The following is a 17886-nucleotide window of genomic DNA, read 5'->3' as shown; positions in this document are numbered from 1 at the left end:
CCTTCAGCAGCGGTAGAAGTCCTTGGTGTACACGCCGTTGACCGCGGTCAGGGTGTGGTCGTAGCAGCCGTGCCCGATCGCGCGGTAGCGCACGGTCTGGGTCCCGGTTGCATGTCGCTGGTCCCGCGGTACGCCGTAGATCCAGGACGCGCGGCCGTCGTACGTCTCGGTGCTGATCCTGGCCGGCGTGCGGATCGTGTCGTGGATCTTCAGGTCGGTGACGACGTCGTACGCTCCGGGGATTGTTGCGTTGGGCAAGAAGGTGAGTACGCCGTTCTTGCCGTAGTCGAGGTCGGTGCGTTCGACGCGTCCGTTGCTGATCGTCGTCGCGGTGTCGCGCCAGTTCGCGTCGAGTGCGTCACGGGACTCGCCGGCGTCCCAGGTGTGCTTCGAGACATTGCTCAGCGTGCGCTGGACGCTCGTCCGGACGCGGCCCGCCGAGGTGTCGACGTACCCGTTGATCGTCAGGATGCGGGACGCGTTCGTGGTGACGGAGCCGGCCGCGTTCGGTGCGCCGGTCACGTCGTCGGTCTTCGTCAGCGGGCCGACGGCGTACGAGGTGAGGCCGCCGGTAGTCTGCGCGCGGTGTGCGTCGGTCCACACATGCAGATTCGGGACCGTGAACCACCCGGACTGGCCGGCGGGTACGCCGTCGACGTGCACGCGGAACTCGTGCGGCTTGCCGTCGGTGAGTAGTCCCGTGAACGGCGTGAGGTCATAGGTCAAGGGCTTGATGTCGAACGCGCGCGGTGCGGGGGACGGGCGCCACGAGTACGGGTTCGACCAGCCGCCGGTGTAGATGTACGGGTACGGCAGCGCGATCCCGGCGAGTTTGCCGTCGATGCTGACGTCGACCTCGCGGTACGGCGATCCGTCCGGGCACGAGTACCCGGTCTCAGCCGGCGCCGACGTGTCCCAGAACTCCTCACAGCCGCCGCCCGATCCGGTGACGTAGACCTCGCCGAGGAGGCGGGTCGTGTTCCGCGGCAACGTCGCCGTACCGATCAGGTCCGAGTCCTGACGCGTCTGGTTCTCCAGCGGGAGTACCTCGTTGGCGGTCCGGGCAGCCGGGGTGTGCCGGTCGGTCGTGTAGAAGTCGAGCGTGACGGTGATGTCGAGGACACCGGTGTACGTGTCGTTGACGACGTTGCCGAGCTCCATCACGACGGGTTGCGACGTCCGCAGGAGCGGGCTGTACGACGTGACGTCCTTCTCCACGTCCCAGGCGATACCGTCCGCGCTCGGCTCCGGGGTCGACGTACGGAAGACGCCGACGCCGCCGATCGTGATGTGTCCGAGGCGGTCGTACTGGACGCCCTTCACCTCGCCGTGCATCCGCAGCACGACCTTGGACCACGGCCCCGCACAGGCAGCCGGCGGTGTGTATGTCGCCTGGTACGGGTCGAAGTTGCGGAACTGGTTCCGGACGATCTGCACCTCGCAGTGCCTGGTGTCCGGTACGGCGACCGTCGGCGCGGGGGTCCGCGGATCGTCGTAGTCCGACCCGAACTCCGCCGGCGGGGTCACCGCGTGGGCCGGAGCGCCGAGAGCGAGGAGTAGAACGGATAGTGAGACGAGAGCCACCGACCGTATGCGCATGTTGCGGAAACGTAATGGAGAAGGTGCAGGTGGGCAAGCGAGTGCCATGGTCAGGCACGGTGCCCAGCGATTACCCTCCAGTCACTTGACCCCCTACGGAGGCCAGTTATGAAGCCTGTCGCCGATTCCGGCCAGCTCGCGCTTCTCAGCAACCGCAAGGACACCATGGCCCAGATGTTCCTGGACCGGGTGGAGGCGACGCCTGACCGGGAGGCGTTCCGCTTCCCGCGCGGGGAGCAATGGAAGTCGGTGTCCTGGCGGGAGACCGAGGCACTGACCCGCCGGCGCGCCGCCGGCCTGATCGCGCTCGGGGTGGAGCCGGAGCAGCGGGTCGCCGTCGCCTCGAGCACCCGGATCGAGTGGATCGAGTGCTACCTGGCCGCCGTACTGGCCGCCGCCGCGACCACCACGATCTACCCGTCGACGATCTCGTCCGACGTGGCGTTCATCGTGGCCGATGCCGACGTCCAGGTGGTGTTCGCCGAGGACGCGGGGCAGGTGGACAAGCTCCGCGAGCACCGGACCGAGACGCCGTCGCTGCGCAAGGTCGTGCTGCTCGACGGGACGCCGGAGGAGAGCGACGGTGACTGGGTGATCGGGCTGGCCGAGCTCGACCTGCTCGGCGACGCGCACCTGGCCGAGCACCCGTCGATTGTCGACGATCGGATTGCAGGCATCAAGCCGGGCGACCTGTGCACGTTGATCTACACGTCCGGTACGACGGGACGTCCGAAGGGCGTGCGGCTGCCGCACTCGGTGTGGACGTACGAGGGCGCCGCGGTCGAGGGGATGCGGGTGCTCTCACCGGACGACCTGCAGTTCCTGTGGCTGCCGTTGTCGCACGTGTTCGGCCAGGTGCTGCTCGCCGTACAGTTCCAGCTCGGGTTCGCGACCGCGGTCGACGGACGGATCGACAAGATTGTCGACAATGCGGCGGTAGTACAGCCGACCTTCATGGCCGCGGCGCCGCGGATCTTCGAGAAGGCACACGGGCGGATCGTGACGATGATCCAGTCCGAGGGCGGCGCGAAGGCCAAGCTCTTCGACTGGGCCTTCGGGGTGGGTGCCAAGGTCTCGGCGCTGCGGCAGGCCGGCAAGGAGCCGGGCGGGTTGCTGGGCGCCCAGTACGCGGCGGCCGATCGGCTCGTGCTGTCGAAGATCCGGGCCCGCTTCGGCGGGCGGATCCGGTTCTTCGTGTCCGGGTCTGCCGCGCTCGACAAGTCGCTGGCGGAGTGGTTCCACGCGGCCGGGCTGCTGATCCTCGAGGGGTACGGGTTGTCGGAGACCTCGGCGGGATCGACCTTGAACCGACCGACGCAGTACCGGCTGGGAAGTGTCGGGCCGGCGTTCCCCGGGACGCAGTTCAAGATCGCCGAGGACGGGGAGATCCTGATCAAGGGCGACGGGGTGATGAGCGGGTATCACAACCAGCCCGAGCAGACCGCCGAGGTGCTCGGCGCCGACGGCTGGTTCCACACCGGCGACATCGGGCACTTCGAGGACGAGTACCTGTTCATCACGGACCGGAAGAAGGACCTGTTCAAGACCTCCGGCGGCAAGTACGTCGCGCCGCAGGTGATCGAGGGCCGCTTCAAGACGATCTGCCCGTACGCGAGCCAGTTCATCGTGCACGGCAACCTGCGCAACTTCGTCTCCGCGCTGGTCACCCTCGATCCCGACGCGATCGAGGGCTGGGCCGCCGCGAACGGCCTGGGCGGCAAGCCGTACGACGAGATCGTCACGTCGGACGCCGCGCACGCGATGGTCCAGGGGTACGTCGACGAACTCAACGCCGGCCTCAACCGCTGGGAGACCATCAAGAAGTTCACCATCCTCGACCGCGACCTCACCGTCGAGTCGGGCGAGATGACCCCGAGCCTCAAACTCAAACGCAAACACGTCGAAACCCAGTACGCCGACGTACTCGACAAGATGTACGAGTAGCACCTGCCTGCAGGACAAGCGCCGCAGTAGGTGCCTCGCGGTGCATGTCCTGCAGTGCCGGCCCCGGTGGCTGTTGCGTTCGGGGTTAGCTGGCGCAGTTGTGTACGGCGGTGGTGGCGGAGGCTACGACTACGTCTACCTTGCCGTCGAGAGCCGTGATGTGGAGGGCGTTCACGGTTTGGCCGTGTTCGGCTCCTGGTGCCGGCTTGCGTTCGTTGGTGATGATGTGGATTCCGGCTACGTCGATCGTGCTGTTCAGTTCGGCGGAGATGGGGATCCGTCGGCCGCCGATGTAGAGGCCGGCCAGGTCGGTGGTGCCGGATGCGGAACCGCTGGCACCGCACTTGCTGGTGGACGTGGCGGTGGCGCCCCGCACCTCGATCGCCGGGAGACCGGGGATGCCGATCGTTGTCCGTTCCACCGTGGACGTCGCGGTGGACGTGCCGGGCGCGAGGGCGGTGACGACCTTCGGGCACAGCGCCTTCGTGGTCACCAGACGGTCAGCGCTGACTTCCGCCGTGCAGGATGTCTTGGTGCTGTACGCCTTCGCGACGCGGACGCCCTTGGTGTCCGGGGACGGCGGCACCTTGATCTGGGCGATCAGCGGAAGCGTGACGTTGCCGGTCATGCCGTACGCGCGTCCGGTGTAGTACTCCAGCAGGACAGTCGCCGACTTGCTGGAGGACAGGTAGTAGTCGTCCCCGGAGAACCCCACCGACACCGGAACAGTGGCCTTGGAATTCAACGGCTGATCGACGGACTTGATCGTGCAGCGGGCCTTGCCGGACTTGTCGGTCGTCCCGGTGCAGACCTGGCGATGACTGCCGTTCCCCAACGCCAGTTGGACTTTCCGGCCGGCGATCGGCGGACCGTGGTGCTCGCGGAGCGTCCCGGACAGATTGGCGGGAGTGCCGTTGGCGACCCGCTTCGGTCCCGTGTACGCAACGTCCGTCGCCTGGTGTTCGACGGTGAACGCGACAAAGCTGGAGCTCGCAGCGGACCCGTCACCGCCGAGGTACCGCAGCGTCAGGGTCGTCGGCCCGGACTTCTGCGTCGGCGTGAGCACACAGCTCGCGACGCCATTGGAGTTGGTCGTCCCGGTGCACGTCTGGGTACCACCACCAAGACCGAGCGTGAACTGGATCCGTGCACCTGGGATCGGCACGCTCGGTTCTCCGGCCCGCGTCCGAGGCGAAGCTGACCCTCTGTGGGCTGCCGTTGCCGCACCACCCGTCAGCCTGGCCGCAGCCGTGAACGGCACGTTGTAGCGGATGTTCTTCGAACCGATGTAGTTCAGTCTCGTCGGTACGACATCCGGTTCGTGCAGCGCCAGAACCCCAGTGGACGACTGCCTGTCGATTCCCGGGTCGGAGCCGGGCGTGTACGACACCGACAGCGGCCCGTACCCGGCGCCGACGGTCACGCCGTCCCAGTTGCCCTTGCCGTCCTCGTTGTGCAGGTAGTGACCGGCGGCGCGGATCTCCTCGAACCTGTCGCCGCACCCCGGCGCACCGATCCGATGCTGCAGGCTGACCTCGACGTACCCGACCAGAGGTTTCGGCAGGTTCGTTCCGTCCTGGGGTTCGTCGACGACCCGCCAGACCGTGGCGTTGTTCTCCGGGCTCGCGGACTCCCGCCGTACCAGGTCGCTCACGTCCTTGGCAGGCTCGCCGTTCAGTTCGCCGCCGCCGGGGTAGTACGTCCACGCCGCCTCGGACGACTTGCCCGGTTCGTAGCACTTCTCGTTGTAGTTGCCGAAGTCGATCGCGGCGATGTCGTCGAGCGGGCTGCCCTTGGGTTTGTCACCGCCGAGGAACTCGAAGTCCCACGACAGTACGGCGACATCTCCCATGTAGGTGTAGCCGGGAGAGGTCTCGTGGAAGAAGAGCAGCTCACAGTTGAACCGGTACTCCTTGGTCGCCTTCGGGCACTTGCCGTCCTCGCCTTGGAGGGTCCGGGGTGCCGCAGCCTTGCCCTTCGGTTCGTTCTGCGCCGCTTGCGCTTCGGCCGGCGTACGGCCACCGATCCGCAGACCGGTCGCGCCGATCGCCGACAGGCCCTTCTCGAGACCGAGATAGTCACGGTGACCAGGTTTCAGATATTTGGCGAGGACCTTGCGCAGCGCGATGTCCCGGGTCGCGCGTGTCGCCGAATCCTTCTTGGTGGTGTGCGTCGTGGTACTGCGATGAGTCTTGGCGCGACTCGTCGTCGCGTCGTGGGCGGTCTCGGCGGTCGTCCTGACAGCTGAGGTTTGGCCTTGTGCAGCAGGCTTTTCGCTGATCGCGGCGTCCGAGCCGGTGATTCCGATCGTTCCTACGAGCAAGGCGCCGACGGTGACAAGGGCAGCGCGTGAGCGGCCCAGTTGTCCGAGCATTCGAGTGTCTCCTCCGACCTGATCGTCCTGGAGCTACTGCTGGTGCGCGTGCACAGTCCTTCGATGAAAGGCTGTGATGCTACGCACACAGGGGTTCACTCCACTGCGAGGTCGGGAGGCTCAGGCACTTGCTCTCGTTTGCAGAACCGCGTCGGTGAAGGTGGGTTCGTTCAGGCGGACCGTGATCGCGGCGACGCGGAGTGCCGGTTGCAGGGCGCGCCAGATCAGGTCGGTGGACTCGGACCAGGTGAACGGGATCGCGATCGTTTCCGGGCGTCCGTTGGTGATCACGTGGTCCGTCGTACCGGAGTACGTCGTGGTGGTGACGGCGGTTGCCGGTGCGATGCGGGCTGCGTAGAGCGACGGGTGCTCGGTGAGTTCCGGCGCATCGTCGTACGCTCGTGCGGATCCGATGACGGCGTCGGTGAGTTCGTTGCCGGTGATGGTGGCGCCGGCGGTGATGCGTGGGGTGCGGATCGGCGGGTCGGGTTCGTAGGTGAGTCGCCTCAGCGCGAGTTGCAGGTCCGGTTGCTGATCGCGGGCTGCGGTCAGTTCGCTGACCTGGGTGCCGTTGCCGACGATGACCCAGTCGTCTCCGCGGGTCGCCGCGGTGTAGTGGCGCAGGTCGTCGACCGGGCCGCCCGAGGTGTCGCGGACGATGATCTCGCGATCGTGGACGACGAGTTCGCGGGACTGGGAGGCGGGGGAGCGGCCGGTCAGCCAGTACGTGAAGAACGGGACGCCGTTGACGTCACGGCCGATGGCGAGACCGCGGCCCGGGTACTCGACCGATTCGATGAGGTTCATCGGGCGAGGAACCTGCGGATGGCCTCGACGTACTCGCCGGGCTGTTCGTCATGGATCGAGTGCGCCGAACGGTCGAAGATCTCGAGCGTCGCCCGCGGCAACCGGGTCGCGAGATCGCGGGGCATGTCGAATCCGACGTGGCGGTCCCAGAGACCGGCAAGGATCAGGACGGGTACGTCGAGGGCGGCGAGGTCGTCGGCGAGCTCCACGCGTTCGTTGCCGACCAGCGCCATCGCCATCTCCAGGTTGGACTCGGGCGCGTTCTCGTCGTCGGGCGGGATGTTCGCCGGGTCGTGGTAGAAGAAGCGGGCGGCGTTCGCACTGCCCGCGATCGCCCCGAGCGCAGCGACCGTACGCTCGATCGACTCCGTGACGCCGTCGAGCTGCGCACGGAGCGCCGTCCGCTCGTCAGGCGTGAGGAACGGGTCGACGGCACCCGGCCGCATCGTCCACAGCCCCGGGTGCAGCGGATCGGTGATCGGCGGCGCGTGCAGGATCAGGCCGTCCACATGGTTGCTGTGCGCAACGGCGTACTCGGCCGCCAGCAGGCACCCGAACGACACACCCCACGGCACGATCCGCTCGACGCCCAGCGCCGTACGCAACTCTTCGAGATCCGCGACCAGCTGCTCCATCGTGTACGTCGACGTATCGTCCGGCCGCGCCGAACGCCCACACCCACGCTGGTCGTAGAACACGACCGGCGCCAGCTTCGCGACCTCGTCCCCGACGGACTGCTCGATCGAATACGAACTCTCCCCAGGTCCGCCGTGCACCAGGACCAACGGCACCCCGCCGTTCCCCGCCCCAGCCACCCGCACCCAATGCTCAACCCCACCAGCGGTGATCGTCCGCACCCCATCACTCAGCATGGCGGCGAGCATATACGCGCACCCGAGCCCAAAGACGCCTTTACGAACCCGTCGTTCACGGGTCCATGATGGGGAGGACGCGGTTGGGGGCATCGGATGACGTTGGTTTATGGGCCGTTGATCGGTGGAGAGGGATCGCCGCTCGGGAAGACGTACTTGTCGGTGGCGGTGACCGAAGATGATGTGGAGCGAGAGCTGGTCCCGGGGACCCGGATTCGGGTGGAGATCCGGAAGGACGGCGTCCTGATCGCGCGGGCCGGCTGTAACGAGCTGAGCGGTGGGATCATGCTCGACGACGGGGTCCTGCGGTTCGAGCGGGCGATCCAGACCCAGATGGGATGCGGTCCGGAGTTCGAGGCCCAGGACGACTGGCTCATGAGGCTCCTGTTGGACGAGCCGGAGTGGTCGGTCGAGGGCGATACGCTCACCTTGATCGACGGCGGTACGACGATCGTGCTGCTCGATCGCCGGTTCGCCGAACCCGATCTCCCGCTCGACGGCACCACCTGGACCATCGAGTCGGTCGTCCGCGGTGGCCTCTTCCAACACTATTTCGGCGTCGGCCCCGCAACCCTGACCCTCGACGGCACCGAAGCCAGCGGCTCCACCGGCAGCAGTCCCTTCATCGCCACGGTTACGCGCGACAACGACACCCTCACCTTCACCGACCTCACCGTCGCCCCCGGTCACCCCACCGCCCTCGAAGAGGCGGTCCTCGAAAGCCTCCGCACGCCGCTTACCTACACAATCGAGTCCAACCACCTGAAACTCCGAGGCCCGACCCGAACCGCCGGACTCAACCTCAAGGCCCCACGCCCCGAAGGAACCCCCTACCCCAGCTTCTGACCGGACTGTGGGGGCGGGCTGTGGTCAGCGTGTGGAGGGGTGGTTGTGGGTCCGTAGGATGGGTGGGTGCCGTCGACATTGCCTGAGGGGGAGGTTGCGCCTCGGGATGGGGCGTTGCCGGATGCTGCTGTGCGGGAGGCTTCCGCGCGGCCGTTGGGGTTCTATCTGCATGTGCCGTTCTGTGCGTCGCGGTGCGGGTACTGCGACTTCAACACCTACACCGCCAAGGAGTTGGGTGGTGGGGGTTCGCAGGCGTCGTACGCCGAGACCGCGGTCGACGAGGTCCGGATGGCGCGGCGGGTCCTGGGGGATCTGGACCGGCCGGTCGACACGGTGTTCTTCGGGGGCGGTACGCCGACCTTGCTGCCGGCCGCCGATCTGGGGAAGATGCTGGCCGCCGTGCGGGACGAGTTCGGGCTCGCGCCTGGCGCGGAGGTGACGACGGAGGCGAATCCGGAGTCGGTGGACCCGGCGTACCTCGAGGCGTTGCTCGAGGCGGGATTCACCCGGGTCAGTTTCGGGATGCAGAGCGCGTCCTCGCATGTACTGCGCATCCTCGACCGGCAGCACACGCCGGGCCGCGCGTTGCAGGCGGTCAAGGAAGCGACCGCGGCCGGGTTCGAGCACGTGAACCTGGACCTCATCTACGGGACGCCGGGGGAGTCGCTCGACGACTGGCGGGCGTCGCTGGAGTCGGCGTTGTCGGCGCAGCCGGACCACGTCAGCGCGTACGCGTTGATCATCGAGGACGGCACGCAGCTCGCGCGGCGGATCCGGCGCGGTGAACTGCCGATGCCGGACGACGACGACCTGGCCGACAAGTACGTGCTGGCCGATGAACTGCTGTCGGCCCAGGGGCTGCGGTGGTACGAGGTGTCCAACTGGGCCCGCAGTACGGCGGCACGCTGCCGCCACAACGAGCTGTACTGGCGCGGCGACACCTGGTGGGGGATCGGGCCGGGCGCGCACAGCCATGTCGGCGGGGTGCGCTGGTGGAACGTCAAGCATCCGAGCGCGTACGCCGAGCGCATCAACGCCGGCGAGAGTCCGGCGCACGCGCGGGAGACCCTCGACGAGGAGACCCGGCGCGTCGAGCGAGTGCTGCTCGAGGTCAGGTTGTCGGCCGGACTTCCGCTGGATGTGCTCGACGAGCCAGGTCGCGCTTCACTGGACCAGGTGGTGGCCGACGGGCTCGTCGTGGTGTCCGGCGACCGGCTCGTGCTGACTGACCGCGGGCGGTTGCTGGCCGATGCGGTGGTCCGGGACCTGCTCCCGTGAAGTGATCAGAACTGATCACAGTCACCTGTTGACGACTGTTATGAGCAGACGGCAGGCTTGGCGGTAAGCGTTTACTACCGTTCGAGGAGTCGCGATGCCGCCCTTCATCCGTCGTCGACTGTTGCTTCAGGCCGGCCTTGCCGCCGGTGCGCTCAGCACGCTCGGGTTGCCCACCCGCGCGTACGCCGAGGACGAGTACGACGTACTCCGCACACGTTGGGCCGAGCTCAACACCGGCGGGGCGATCGACACGGCCGATCCGGCGTACGCCAACGCGCTCGCCGGCCTCAGCACGCAGGCGCAGCAGTACGTCGACACGATGATCACGTCGGCGGACCGGACGGCGCTCTGGCCGGATCTGCCGCTCAGCTCGACGAGCGGGAACTTCTCGATCAGCTACACGCGCCTGAAGACGATCGCGCTCGCCCGCGCGACCACAGGCACTACCCAGACCGAGAGCGAGACCGGAGAACTGTTGAGTGGGGCGCTCGACTTCCTGAACGCGAACGCCTACAACGAGACGCTCAAAGAGACCGGGAACTGGTGGTTCTGGGAGATCGGTGCGCCGCGGGCGCTGCTCGACACCTGCGTTCTCGCGTACGACGTCCTGTCCGCTGAGCAGCTCACCAAGTACCTGACGGCCGTCGACCGGTTCGTCCCGGACCCGAACCGGCGTACCAACTCGCCCACGCTCCGCGAGACCGGCGCCAACCGGGTCGACAAGGCGCTGATCGTCGCGCTCCGCGGCATCGTCGGAAAGTCGACCGTCAAATTGTCGACAGCACGCGATGCCCTCAGCGACGTCGCAGAGTCCGGCAAGAACAGCGTCTTCACCTACGTCACGAGCGGCGACGGCTTCTACCGCGACGGCTCGTTCGTCCAGCACGGCAACCTCGCGTACGTCGGGACGTACGGCAACGTGGCGCTGGGCGGGGTCGCGAACCTGATCGCCCTGCTCGGCGGCTCCACCTGGGAGATCGCCGACCCGAACCGCGCCGTACTCCTGGACGCGGTCGAGGCGAGCTTCGCGCCGTTTATTGTCGACAATCTGATGATGGACTGCGTCTCCGGCCGCGCGATCTCCCGCGAACGGGCCGGCGACCATCGCAACGGCCACGGCACCACGTCGACAGTCCTGCTCCTCGCGAGCGGCGTCGCCGAGCCGTACGCCTCGCGCTACAAGCCGCTCGCCAAGGGTTGGATCACCCGCGATCGCCTCAACGACTACCTCCCGGGTGCGTCGATCCCGGAGATCTCCCGTGCGAAGGCGCTGCTCGACGATGCCGGTGTCGTCCCGGCGCCGGCTGTCCCGCGGCACTTCCAGTTCTACAACCAGGACCGCGTCGTGCACCGCCGTCCGGGCTGGACGTTCGCGATCGCGATGTCGTCGAAGCGGATGGCGCGCTACGAGTGGGGCAACGGCGAGAACCTCCGCGGCTGGTACGTCGGCGACGGCATGACGTACCTGTACAACGGCGACCAGTCCCAGTTCAACGACGCCTATTGGCCGACGGTCGACGCGCAACGGATGCCCGGTACGACGGTCAGCACGCAACCCCGCCAACCGGGCGGCTCCGGGAGTGGGACCGGGACGGTCGCGGCGTACGCCGAATGGGTCGGTGGAGCGTCGTACAAGAACGTCGCCGGCGCGGTCGGAATGCACCTGATCAACCACGACAAGACCCTGCAGGCCAGGAAGTCCTGGTTCTGTCTGAGCGACTCGATCGTTGCCCTCGGCGCCGGAGTCACCGGCACCGGCGGCTACCCGGTCGAGACGATTGTCGACAATCGGAATCTCCACGAGAACGGGACGGCCGCGCTGCTGCTCGACGGCAGCGGAGCAACGGACGGGACGTACGACGACCCGCAGTGGGCGCACCTGGAGGGCGTCGCGGGCTACGTGTTCCCCAGTGGCGGGCCACTCAGGATCCAGCGCGAGGACCGGACCGGATCGTGGTCCGAGATCAACATCGGCAACGACACGGCCGGCTCGACGACGCCGTACACCCGCCGCTACGCCAAGCTCATCCTGGAACACGGGACCGAGACCGGGAACTACGCGTACGTCGTGTTGCCCAATGCAACCAGTCGGCAGACGGCCGAGCGGGCGGCTGATCCGGGGATGACCGTCCTTGTCAACAATCCGAATGTCCAAGCGATTCGGTCCCACCGCGAGAACCTGGTCCTGGTGAACTTCTGGACAGCCGGTGCCGTGTCCGAGGTAGCTGAAGGGCCGCGATTGGTGGCCAGTGACGGGCCCGCCTCCGTGGTGATCGGCAGCGACGGCCGGACGACGACTGTCGCCGTGTCCGATCCGAGCCGGACCGCGCAAACCGTCCGGCTGACGATCGACCGTCAGGTCGGCGCGGTGCTCGCCAAGGATCCGGCCGTCACGGTAGTTGCCACCGGCAAACAGCTGGTGATGGACATCGCCGTCAGCGGTACGAAAGGCGCAACTCACACCGTGTCGTTCAACTGAGTTTCCGCAAGCAACCGGGGCCGGCAACCCGTGCCGGCCCGCCGACCGAGCTCGACCGCACGCGGAACTCGCTGAGCGCCAGCGAGCTCCGCTCGACCGGCTACTACCTGCCTGCCGCCACCGCCCTCAACCTGGTCGTCCACGACGGGTGCCTGGCCCCGGCGCTGGTGATCGGCGCCTCAGACGCCGATGCGCGCAAGGAGTTCAAGTCACCGCGCGAGTACCCGCTCCAACTCGGCCGCAACACTGTCACCGATGCAGGCGGTGGCGTCGTCTACCTCAAGCTGATCGGCGACACCGGCCAGGCGAAGGTCACGATCGGCGAGGAGGCTCAGGGACGACCGGCTCACGTCAGTGGTGGTCGGACTGCGTGAGTACCGAGAGCGCCGCCGTACGACGTGGGCTCGACGCGAACGCGTTCGGTCCGCACTCGGCGACGCCGTACCTGGAGGCTCAGCACGACGGGAAAGATCCGCTGGTGCTGGTGTCCGCGGTGGTACTGTCCGGCGACACGGTCTGGCCGCGGCAACTGGCCGAGAGCATCGACGTGACGGTGCACGGGTTGCACGTCACAGTCCGGTTCGCCGACGGTACGACGGCCGACGTACAACTGGGTGAGGAGGTGGGTGATGGCGGCGGAACCGCCCCGGTCGCGGGCGCGCCGGCGTGACCCCGACTCCGCCCGGACCATCCGGGACGTGGCCGCCCGCGCGGGCGTCTCCACCGCGACCGTCTCTCGTGTTGTCAACGGCAACTATCCGGTCGCGGCCTCGACCCGGGCCGCGGTCGAACGCGCGATGCGGGACCTCGGGTACGTCGCGAACGCGCACGCCCGCGCCCTCGCCGGGTCCACCACCCGCGTGGTCGGCATCGTGGTCAGCGAGATCGTCGATCCGTTCTTCGCCTATATCGCCCGCGGCGTCCAGTCCGAGGCGCTCGCCTCCGGCCGCCTGTGCCTGGTCTGCTCGACCCAGGGCGGCGAGTCCGCCGAGCTGCGGTTCGTCGACCTCCTGCTCGAACAGCGCGCCGACGCGGTGATCCTGGTCGGCGGAGCGGTCGAGGACAAGGAGTACTTCGCCGCGGTCGGGCAACGCGCCCGTCAGTTGGCGAAGAACGGTTCGAGTCTCGTGCTCTGCGGTCGGCCGGGGCTGGAGGACGGCGTACCGGCGTTCGCGGTCGAGTACGACAACACGGGCGGCGCGGCGGCGATCACCGATCACCTGCTCAGCGCCGGTCACACCAAGATCCTGTATCTCGGCGGGCCGACGACCCTGTCCACGACGACCGCCAGGCTCCGCGGTTTCCGGCAGGCGTTCGCCGCGCGCAAGCTCGAGCACGACCCGACCCTGGTGCGGACCGGCGCGTTCGGCCGGCAGTGGGGCTACCAGCAGACACTCCGGGCCCTCGACGACGGGCTCGACTTCACCGCGATCTTCGCCGCCAACGACATCGTCGCCGCGGGCGTGTACGCCGCCCTGCGCGAGCGCGGCCTGCGCATCCCGGACGACGTGTCGGTGGCCGGGTACGACGACGTACCGGTGGCGACCGAGCTGCAGCCGGCGCTGACGACCGTGCGGGTACCGCTGGAGGAGCTCGGGCGGGCCGCCGTACGGGCCGGGCTTGCGGGCCAGGCACCGAGCGCGGACCCGTTCGCACATCAGCAGCCGATGACCACGCTCGGCACCGTCGTCGTGGTCCGCGACTCCGTCGGACCGCCGCGGTCGCGCTGATCACTCACAGCGAACTGCCAGCCTCGGCCGCCCTCGGTGATCGGAGTGATTCGCAGCGTGATCAGCGATGACACTATGTCAGGACCTGTCTGACCTCGTGTCTCAGTGTGACGACGGGATGCTTGACATATCCACTGTGGACACTTGAGACTCAGCTCACTTTCGCGATCCGAGAGCGCTCTCAACCCCCGTCCGAGTTCCAGGGAGCTTCGCATGCGGCCCAAGGCCCGCTATCGCCCCGTAGCCGGCGTCCTGGTCTGCGCCGCGATCTTAACCGCCGCTGCCTGCGGCGGCGGTTCCGGCACCCCCGAGTCCGGTGCCGCCGAGACCGACGGGCCGAAGGTCGAGCTGACCATCGCCACCTTCAACGAGTTCGGGTACGCCGACCTGTACGCCGAGTACGAGGCCGCGCACCCGAACATCACGATCGTGGAGCAGCACGCCAAGACCGTCGACGACCACGTCAAGAACCTGGACGCGAACCTCGCCCGCGGCACCGGCCTGGCCGACATCGAGGCGATGGAGGTCAGCTGGATCTACAAGTACCTGGCCAAGGACGACAAGTTCGTCGACCTGCGCAAGTACGGCGCGGACGACCTGCGGGACCGCTGGCTGGACTGGAAGGTGGCCGGCGCGACGGCGCCGGACGGGAAGATCATCGGCTACGGCACCGACATCGGCCCCGAGGCGATCTGCTACCGCCGCGACCTGTTCGAGAAGGCCGGGCTGCCGACCGACCGGGCCAAGGTGGCCGAGCTCTTCCAGGACTGGCCGTCGTACTTCGCGACCGGACGGAAGTTCAAGGAGCGGGTCCCGGGCTCGGCCTGGTACGACTCCGCGGTGCTGACCTGGGAAGCGATGCGCAACCAGCTGATCCAGGCGTACTACTCGAACCAGGACCGCTTCCTCGGCGACGAGAACCCGCTCCTGAAGAACACCTGGAAACAGGTGGTCGCCGGTAGCAAGGACGGTCTGTCCGCGGGGCTGCCGGCCTGGAGCGACGCGTGGAACGCCGCGTTCCGCAGCGACAAGTTCGCGACCATGGCATGCCCGGGCTGGCTGCTCGGCGTGATCCAGGACAACGCTGGTGCCTACGGCAAGGGCAAGTGGGACGTCGCCGACGTGTTTCCCGGCGGCGGTGGCAACTGGGGCGGGTCGTACCTGACCGTGCCGGCGCAGTCGCCGCAGCCCGAGGAGGCCGCCAAGCTGGCCGCCTGGCTGACCGCGCCGGAGCAGCAGGTGAAGGTGTTCAAGAAGATCGGCTCGTTCCCGTCCACGCTCGACGCCTACAACGACCCGCAGGTGAAGTCGCAGGTCAACGCGTACTTCAACAACGCGCCGGTCGGGCAGATCTTCATCAACCGGGCCCGGAACGTGATCCTCAAGCAGCACAAGGGTCCCCGCGACGGCGAGATCAACCAGATCTTCAGTGCGGCGCTGTCCCGCGTCGACGACGGCAAGCAGCCGCCGGACGCCGCGTGGAAGCAGGCCCTCGCCCAGGCGGAGAAGGTCGCCGACACCCGCGTCGGCAACTGAACAACACGCCACGTCCGGTGGCCGACGTCTGACGCGCGTTCGGCCGGGGAGGTACTACGGTGTGAACGCGGGCCAATCGAGAACTGAGGAGTGCCGATGAACGAGTCTGGTTCTCCGACGTTGGAGCAGGTCGCGGCGCTCGCCGGGGTGTCGCGGGCAACGGTCTCGCGGGTGGTGAACGGATCGCCGAAGGTGCTGCCGGACACGGTCGCCGCGGTCGAGCAGGCGATCCTGCAACTCGGCTACGTGCCGAACCGGGCGGCTCGCGCGCTGGTGACGCGGCGGACCGACTCGATCGCGATCGTCGTACCGGAGCCGGACAGCCGGGTGTTCTCCGACCCGTTCTTCGCCGGCATGCTGAGCGGCGTCAGCCGGACGCTCGCGCCGACGTCGTCCCAGCTCGTGCTGCTGATCGAGCCGGCCGAGGCCGACGACCAGCGGTTCCTGCGGTACCTGCGCGGCGGGCACGTGGACGGCGCGATCATCATCAGCCACCACGGCCGCGACAACGTGCTGCAGGAGCTGGCGCAGTTGCCGTTGCCGATCGTGTTCAGCGCGCGGCCGCTCGGGGTCGACGTACCGGTGGCGAGTGTGGACGTGGACAACGTCGCCGGCGCCCGGACCGGGGTCGAGCACCTGCTGTCGATCGGCCGCCGCAAGATCGCGACGGTCGCCGGGCCGCTCGACATGACCGCCGGCATCGACCGCCTGACCGGCTACCAGGAAGTGATGAAGGAAGCCGGACTGCCCGCGATGATCGCGTACGGCGACTTCACCGCCGACGGTGGTGAACAGGCGACCCTCCGGCTCCTGGACGAGCACCCGGATCTTGACGGACTGTTCGTGGCGTCCGACCTGATGGCGACCGCGGCCCTCCGCGTCCTGTCGCAACACAACCGCCGCGTCCCCGCTGACGTAGCCGTGGTCGGCTTCGACGACTCGGTCCTGGCCACCACGACCACCCCCAAACTCACCACAGTCCGCCAGCCGGTCGAACAACTGGGCGCACGCCTCGCGGAGATCCTCCTCGCCAAGATCGCCGGCGCGAACCTGACAGCCGCCGAGATCTACGACACCGAACTCATCATTCGCGACAGCGCCTGACCAGACACTCGCGGCGGACTACGGCTCCGGGGTGACGCCTGTTACCTGGCCGTGCTGGTCCGTGGTGTAGCGGCCCGCGCTGAGATCGACCAGAACGAGCCGATTTCCGAACGGGTCGGACACCGCCGCGACGCGGCCAACTGGGATGTCGGTGGGGCCGCTGAGCAGCTGACCACCGGCTGCCGTGATCGCCTCGATCGCCTGGTCCACCGATTGCACCAACCAGTTGGGCTCAGGTGGCAGACGTGTCGAGATCACGATCTCGGTCGCCGACTCCGGGCAGCGGAGGCCGGCCTGACCGAGGTCGTCGTTGCGCCACAGCAGGTCATGTCCCAGCCGGTCCCGATAGAACCGGAGGCCTGCGTCCAGGTCGGGAACCGTGAGGACGACCGCATCAAGGCTGCGAAGTACCGGTCGGGTCGCAGGAGCGTCAGCACTCATAAGCGACATCGTCGCTCGCGGGTCCGACATTTTCCGGCTAGGGCGGGTCGTTCTCGAACTGGAACTGGACCCGGATGGTGTTGTCGAGGGGGAGGATCAGCGTGGTGTTCGACGCGGACCAGTTCGTCGGCACCAGGAACAGGCGGTTCTCGCCGACTACCAGCAGGCGTAGGCCGCGGTAGCGGTAGTTGAACGTCTGCCCCGCACCCGCACGCAGCGCGGTCTCCTCCAGACCGGGGGAGCGCAGCGCGAGCTTCTCCTTCGTGTCGAGGATGACCACGGGGAAACGGTTCGGGTGGCGGGCGTCCGACTTGGCGAGGCCGAGGCCGGAGTACTGGGCGATGGTTGCGGTGGCCCAGAACGCGCAGATGACGGTGACGACGGCCAGGAGTGCGATGAGGATCCGTTGGGGACCGACGGACGGGTCGGCCTTGCGGCGTAGATAGGTGAGGTAGGCAAGTGTCGCGGCGGCCAGGCCGATGACGGCGGGCACGATGAGCGCGTAGTACGCGATCCCGCCGATCAACGGATAGGCGAGCAGGCCGGCCACACCGACGATCAGCATCAGTACGGCGATCCGCGCAGCCCGCCGTACGCCGGTTGGCGTCGGGTGGATCGCATTGTGGATCAGCAGCGCGGCGACAACCAGCAACGTGATGACGAGCAGCGGGACGAGCAGCGGTTGCGGACTCCGCATCACGTAGTCCTGCGTGCTGAGCCCGATCGTGTCGACGTCGATCCCGAAGTACTCGTACTGCGAACGCGCCGACACGTACCCGAAGTAGAACAGCAGCGCGCTGACCAACGTCACCGGTGTGACGATGCTCGCCGCGAAACTGATCCACCGCTCAGCCTGCGACCGCTCGTCCGCCATCG

The 17886-nt window shown here is 67.9% G+C and carries 15 protein-coding genes; 9 read left to right on the top strand and 6 right to left on the bottom strand.

Annotation, left to right across the window (positions count from 1 at the left end):
* Positions 1–3 precede the first annotated feature (3 nt).
* Entirely contained in the window at positions 4–1599 is a 1596-nt protein-coding gene (locus EV649_RS04845; RefSeq protein WP_130380904.1) for a peptide-N4-asparagine amidase, read from the bottom strand.
* A gap of 108 nt (positions 1600–1707) precedes the next feature.
* Here EV649_RS04845 and EV649_RS04840 point away from each other — a divergent pair, with 108 nt between their 5' ends.
* Positions 1708–3543: a long-chain fatty acid--CoA ligase gene (locus EV649_RS04840; RefSeq protein ID WP_130380902.1), complete on the top strand. Its 1836-nt coding sequence runs from the start codon at positions 1708–1710 to the stop codon at positions 3541–3543.
* Between the two features lie 85 nt (positions 3544–3628).
* On the opposite strand, the gene EV649_RS04835 is transcribed toward EV649_RS04840, so the two are convergent.
* The 3 genes from EV649_RS04835 to EV649_RS04825 form a co-directional block, all read right to left on the bottom strand.
* Complete coding sequence (locus EV649_RS04835) at positions 3629–5917, bottom strand: choice-of-anchor P family protein (protein WP_130380900.1); 2289 nt, start codon at positions 5915–5917, stop codon at positions 3629–3631.
* Between the two features lie 120 nt (positions 5918–6037).
* Positions 6038–6724: an IMP cyclohydrolase gene (locus EV649_RS04830; protein WP_130380898.1), complete on the bottom strand. Its 687-nt coding sequence runs from the start codon at positions 6722–6724 to the stop codon at positions 6038–6040.
* Positions 6721–7596 (bottom strand): alpha/beta fold hydrolase, encoded by an 876-nt coding sequence (locus EV649_RS04825; RefSeq protein WP_157996172.1) that lies wholly within the window; start codon positions 7594–7596, stop codon positions 6721–6723. The genes EV649_RS04830 and EV649_RS04825 overlap by 4 nt, the downstream gene beginning before the upstream one ends.
* 96 nt (positions 7597–7692) lie before the next feature.
* On the opposite strand from EV649_RS04825, the gene EV649_RS04820 reads away from it, so the two are divergent.
* The 8 genes from EV649_RS04820 (at position 7693) to EV649_RS04785 (ending at position 16569) form a co-directional block, all read left to right on the top strand.
* Positions 7693–8442 carry an META domain-containing protein gene (locus EV649_RS04820; RefSeq protein ID WP_130380894.1) on the top strand — a complete coding sequence of 250 codons (750 nt, stop codon included), beginning with the start codon at positions 7693–7695 and terminating at the stop codon, positions 8440–8442.
* Between the two features lie 66 nt (positions 8443–8508).
* Positions 8509–9720 (top strand): radical SAM family heme chaperone HemW, encoded by a 1212-nt coding sequence (gene hemW / locus EV649_RS04815; protein ID WP_130380892.1) that lies wholly within the window; start codon positions 8509–8511, stop codon positions 9718–9720.
* Positions 9721–9814: 94 nt separating this feature from the next.
* Positions 9815–12199: a polysaccharide lyase 8 family protein gene (locus EV649_RS04810; protein ID WP_130380890.1), complete on the top strand. Its 2385-nt coding sequence runs from the start codon at positions 9815–9817 to the stop codon at positions 12197–12199.
* Positions 12196–12573, top strand: coding sequence for a M60 family peptidase N-terminal accessory domain-containing protein (locus EV649_RS41445; protein ID WP_130380888.1), 378 nt, complete (start codon positions 12196–12198; stop codon positions 12571–12573). The genes EV649_RS04810 and EV649_RS41445 overlap by 4 nt, the downstream gene beginning before the upstream one ends.
* Positions 12570–12869, top strand: coding sequence for a hypothetical protein (locus EV649_RS04800; protein WP_130380886.1), 300 nt, complete (start codon positions 12570–12572; stop codon positions 12867–12869). Before EV649_RS41445 ends, EV649_RS04800 begins: the two co-directional genes overlap by 4 nt.
* Positions 12829–13929 carry a LacI family DNA-binding transcriptional regulator gene (locus EV649_RS04795; RefSeq protein WP_130380884.1) on the top strand — a complete coding sequence of 367 codons (1101 nt, stop codon included), beginning with the start codon at positions 12829–12831 and terminating at the stop codon, positions 13927–13929. The genes EV649_RS04800 and EV649_RS04795 overlap by 41 nt, the downstream gene beginning before the upstream one ends.
* A 213-nt stretch (positions 13930–14142) precedes the next feature.
* The gene (locus EV649_RS04790; RefSeq protein WP_130380882.1) at positions 14143–15465 is read left to right on the top strand and encodes an ABC transporter substrate-binding protein; all 1323 of its coding nucleotides are present in this window, start codon (positions 14143–14145) and stop codon (positions 15463–15465) included.
* A 96-nt stretch (positions 15466–15561) separates the two neighbouring features.
* Positions 15562–16569 (top strand): LacI family DNA-binding transcriptional regulator, encoded by a 1008-nt coding sequence (locus tag EV649_RS04785; protein WP_130380880.1) that lies wholly within the window; start codon positions 15562–15564, stop codon positions 16567–16569.
* A gap of 18 nt (positions 16570–16587) precedes the next feature.
* On the opposite strand, the gene EV649_RS04780 is transcribed toward EV649_RS04785, so the two are convergent.
* Positions 16588–17010: a VOC family protein gene (locus EV649_RS04780; RefSeq protein ID WP_157996171.1), complete on the bottom strand. Its 423-nt coding sequence runs from the start codon at positions 17008–17010 to the stop codon at positions 16588–16590.
* 37 nt (positions 17011–17047) lie between these two features.
* Positions 17048–17884, bottom strand: a complete 837-nt coding sequence (locus EV649_RS04775) for a hypothetical protein (protein WP_130380876.1) — start codon at positions 17882–17884, stop codon at positions 17048–17050.
* Positions 17885–17886 lie beyond the last annotated feature (2 nt).

This window comes from Kribbella sp. VKM Ac-2569, from assembly GCF_004216905.1.
Taxonomy (GTDB): Bacteria; Actinomycetota; Actinomycetes; order Propionibacteriales; family Kribbellaceae; genus Kribbella.
This window is presented reverse-complemented; position numbering and strand designations above follow the sequence as displayed.

What these genes read in the sequence shown, in the direction of transcription:
- EV649_RS04845 (WP_130380904.1), bottom strand. Translation starts at nt 1,599, where the DNA reads ATGCGCATACGGTCGGTGGCTCTCGTCTCACTATCCGTTCTACTCCTC.
- EV649_RS04840 (WP_130380902.1), top strand. Translation starts at nt 1,708, where the DNA reads ATGAAGCCTGTCGCCGATTCCGGCCAGCTCGCGCTTCTCAGCAACCGC.
- EV649_RS04835 (WP_130380900.1), bottom strand. Translation starts at nt 5,917, where the DNA reads ATGCTCGGACAACTGGGCCGCTCACGCGCTGCCCTTGTCACCGTCGGC.
- EV649_RS04830 (WP_130380898.1), bottom strand. Translation starts at nt 6,724, where the DNA reads ATGAACCTCATCGAATCGGTCGAGTACCCGGGCCGCGGTCTCGCCATC.
- EV649_RS04825 (WP_157996172.1), bottom strand. Translation starts at nt 7,596, where the DNA reads ATGCTGAGTGATGGGGTGCGGACGATCACCGCTGGTGGGGTTGAGCAT.
- EV649_RS04820 (WP_130380894.1), top strand. Translation starts at nt 7,693, where the DNA reads ATGACGTTGGTTTATGGGCCGTTGATCGGTGGAGAGGGATCGCCGCTC.
- EV649_RS04810 (WP_130380890.1), top strand. Translation starts at nt 9,815, where the DNA reads ATGCCGCCCTTCATCCGTCGTCGACTGTTGCTTCAGGCCGGCCTTGCC.
- EV649_RS04795 (WP_130380884.1), top strand. Translation starts at nt 12,829, where the DNA reads ATGGCGGCGGAACCGCCCCGGTCGCGGGCGCGCCGGCGTGACCCCGAC.
- EV649_RS04790 (WP_130380882.1), top strand. Translation starts at nt 14,143, where the DNA reads ATGCGGCCCAAGGCCCGCTATCGCCCCGTAGCCGGCGTCCTGGTCTGC.
- EV649_RS04785 (WP_130380880.1), top strand. Translation starts at nt 15,562, where the DNA reads ATGAACGAGTCTGGTTCTCCGACGTTGGAGCAGGTCGCGGCGCTCGCC.
- EV649_RS04780 (WP_157996171.1), bottom strand. Translation starts at nt 17,010, where the DNA reads ATGAGTGCTGACGCTCCTGCGACCCGACCGGTACTTCGCAGCCTTGAT.
- EV649_RS04775 (WP_130380876.1), bottom strand. Translation starts at nt 17,884, where the DNA reads ATGGCGGACGAGCGGTCGCAGGCTGAGCGGTGGATCAGTTTCGCGGCG.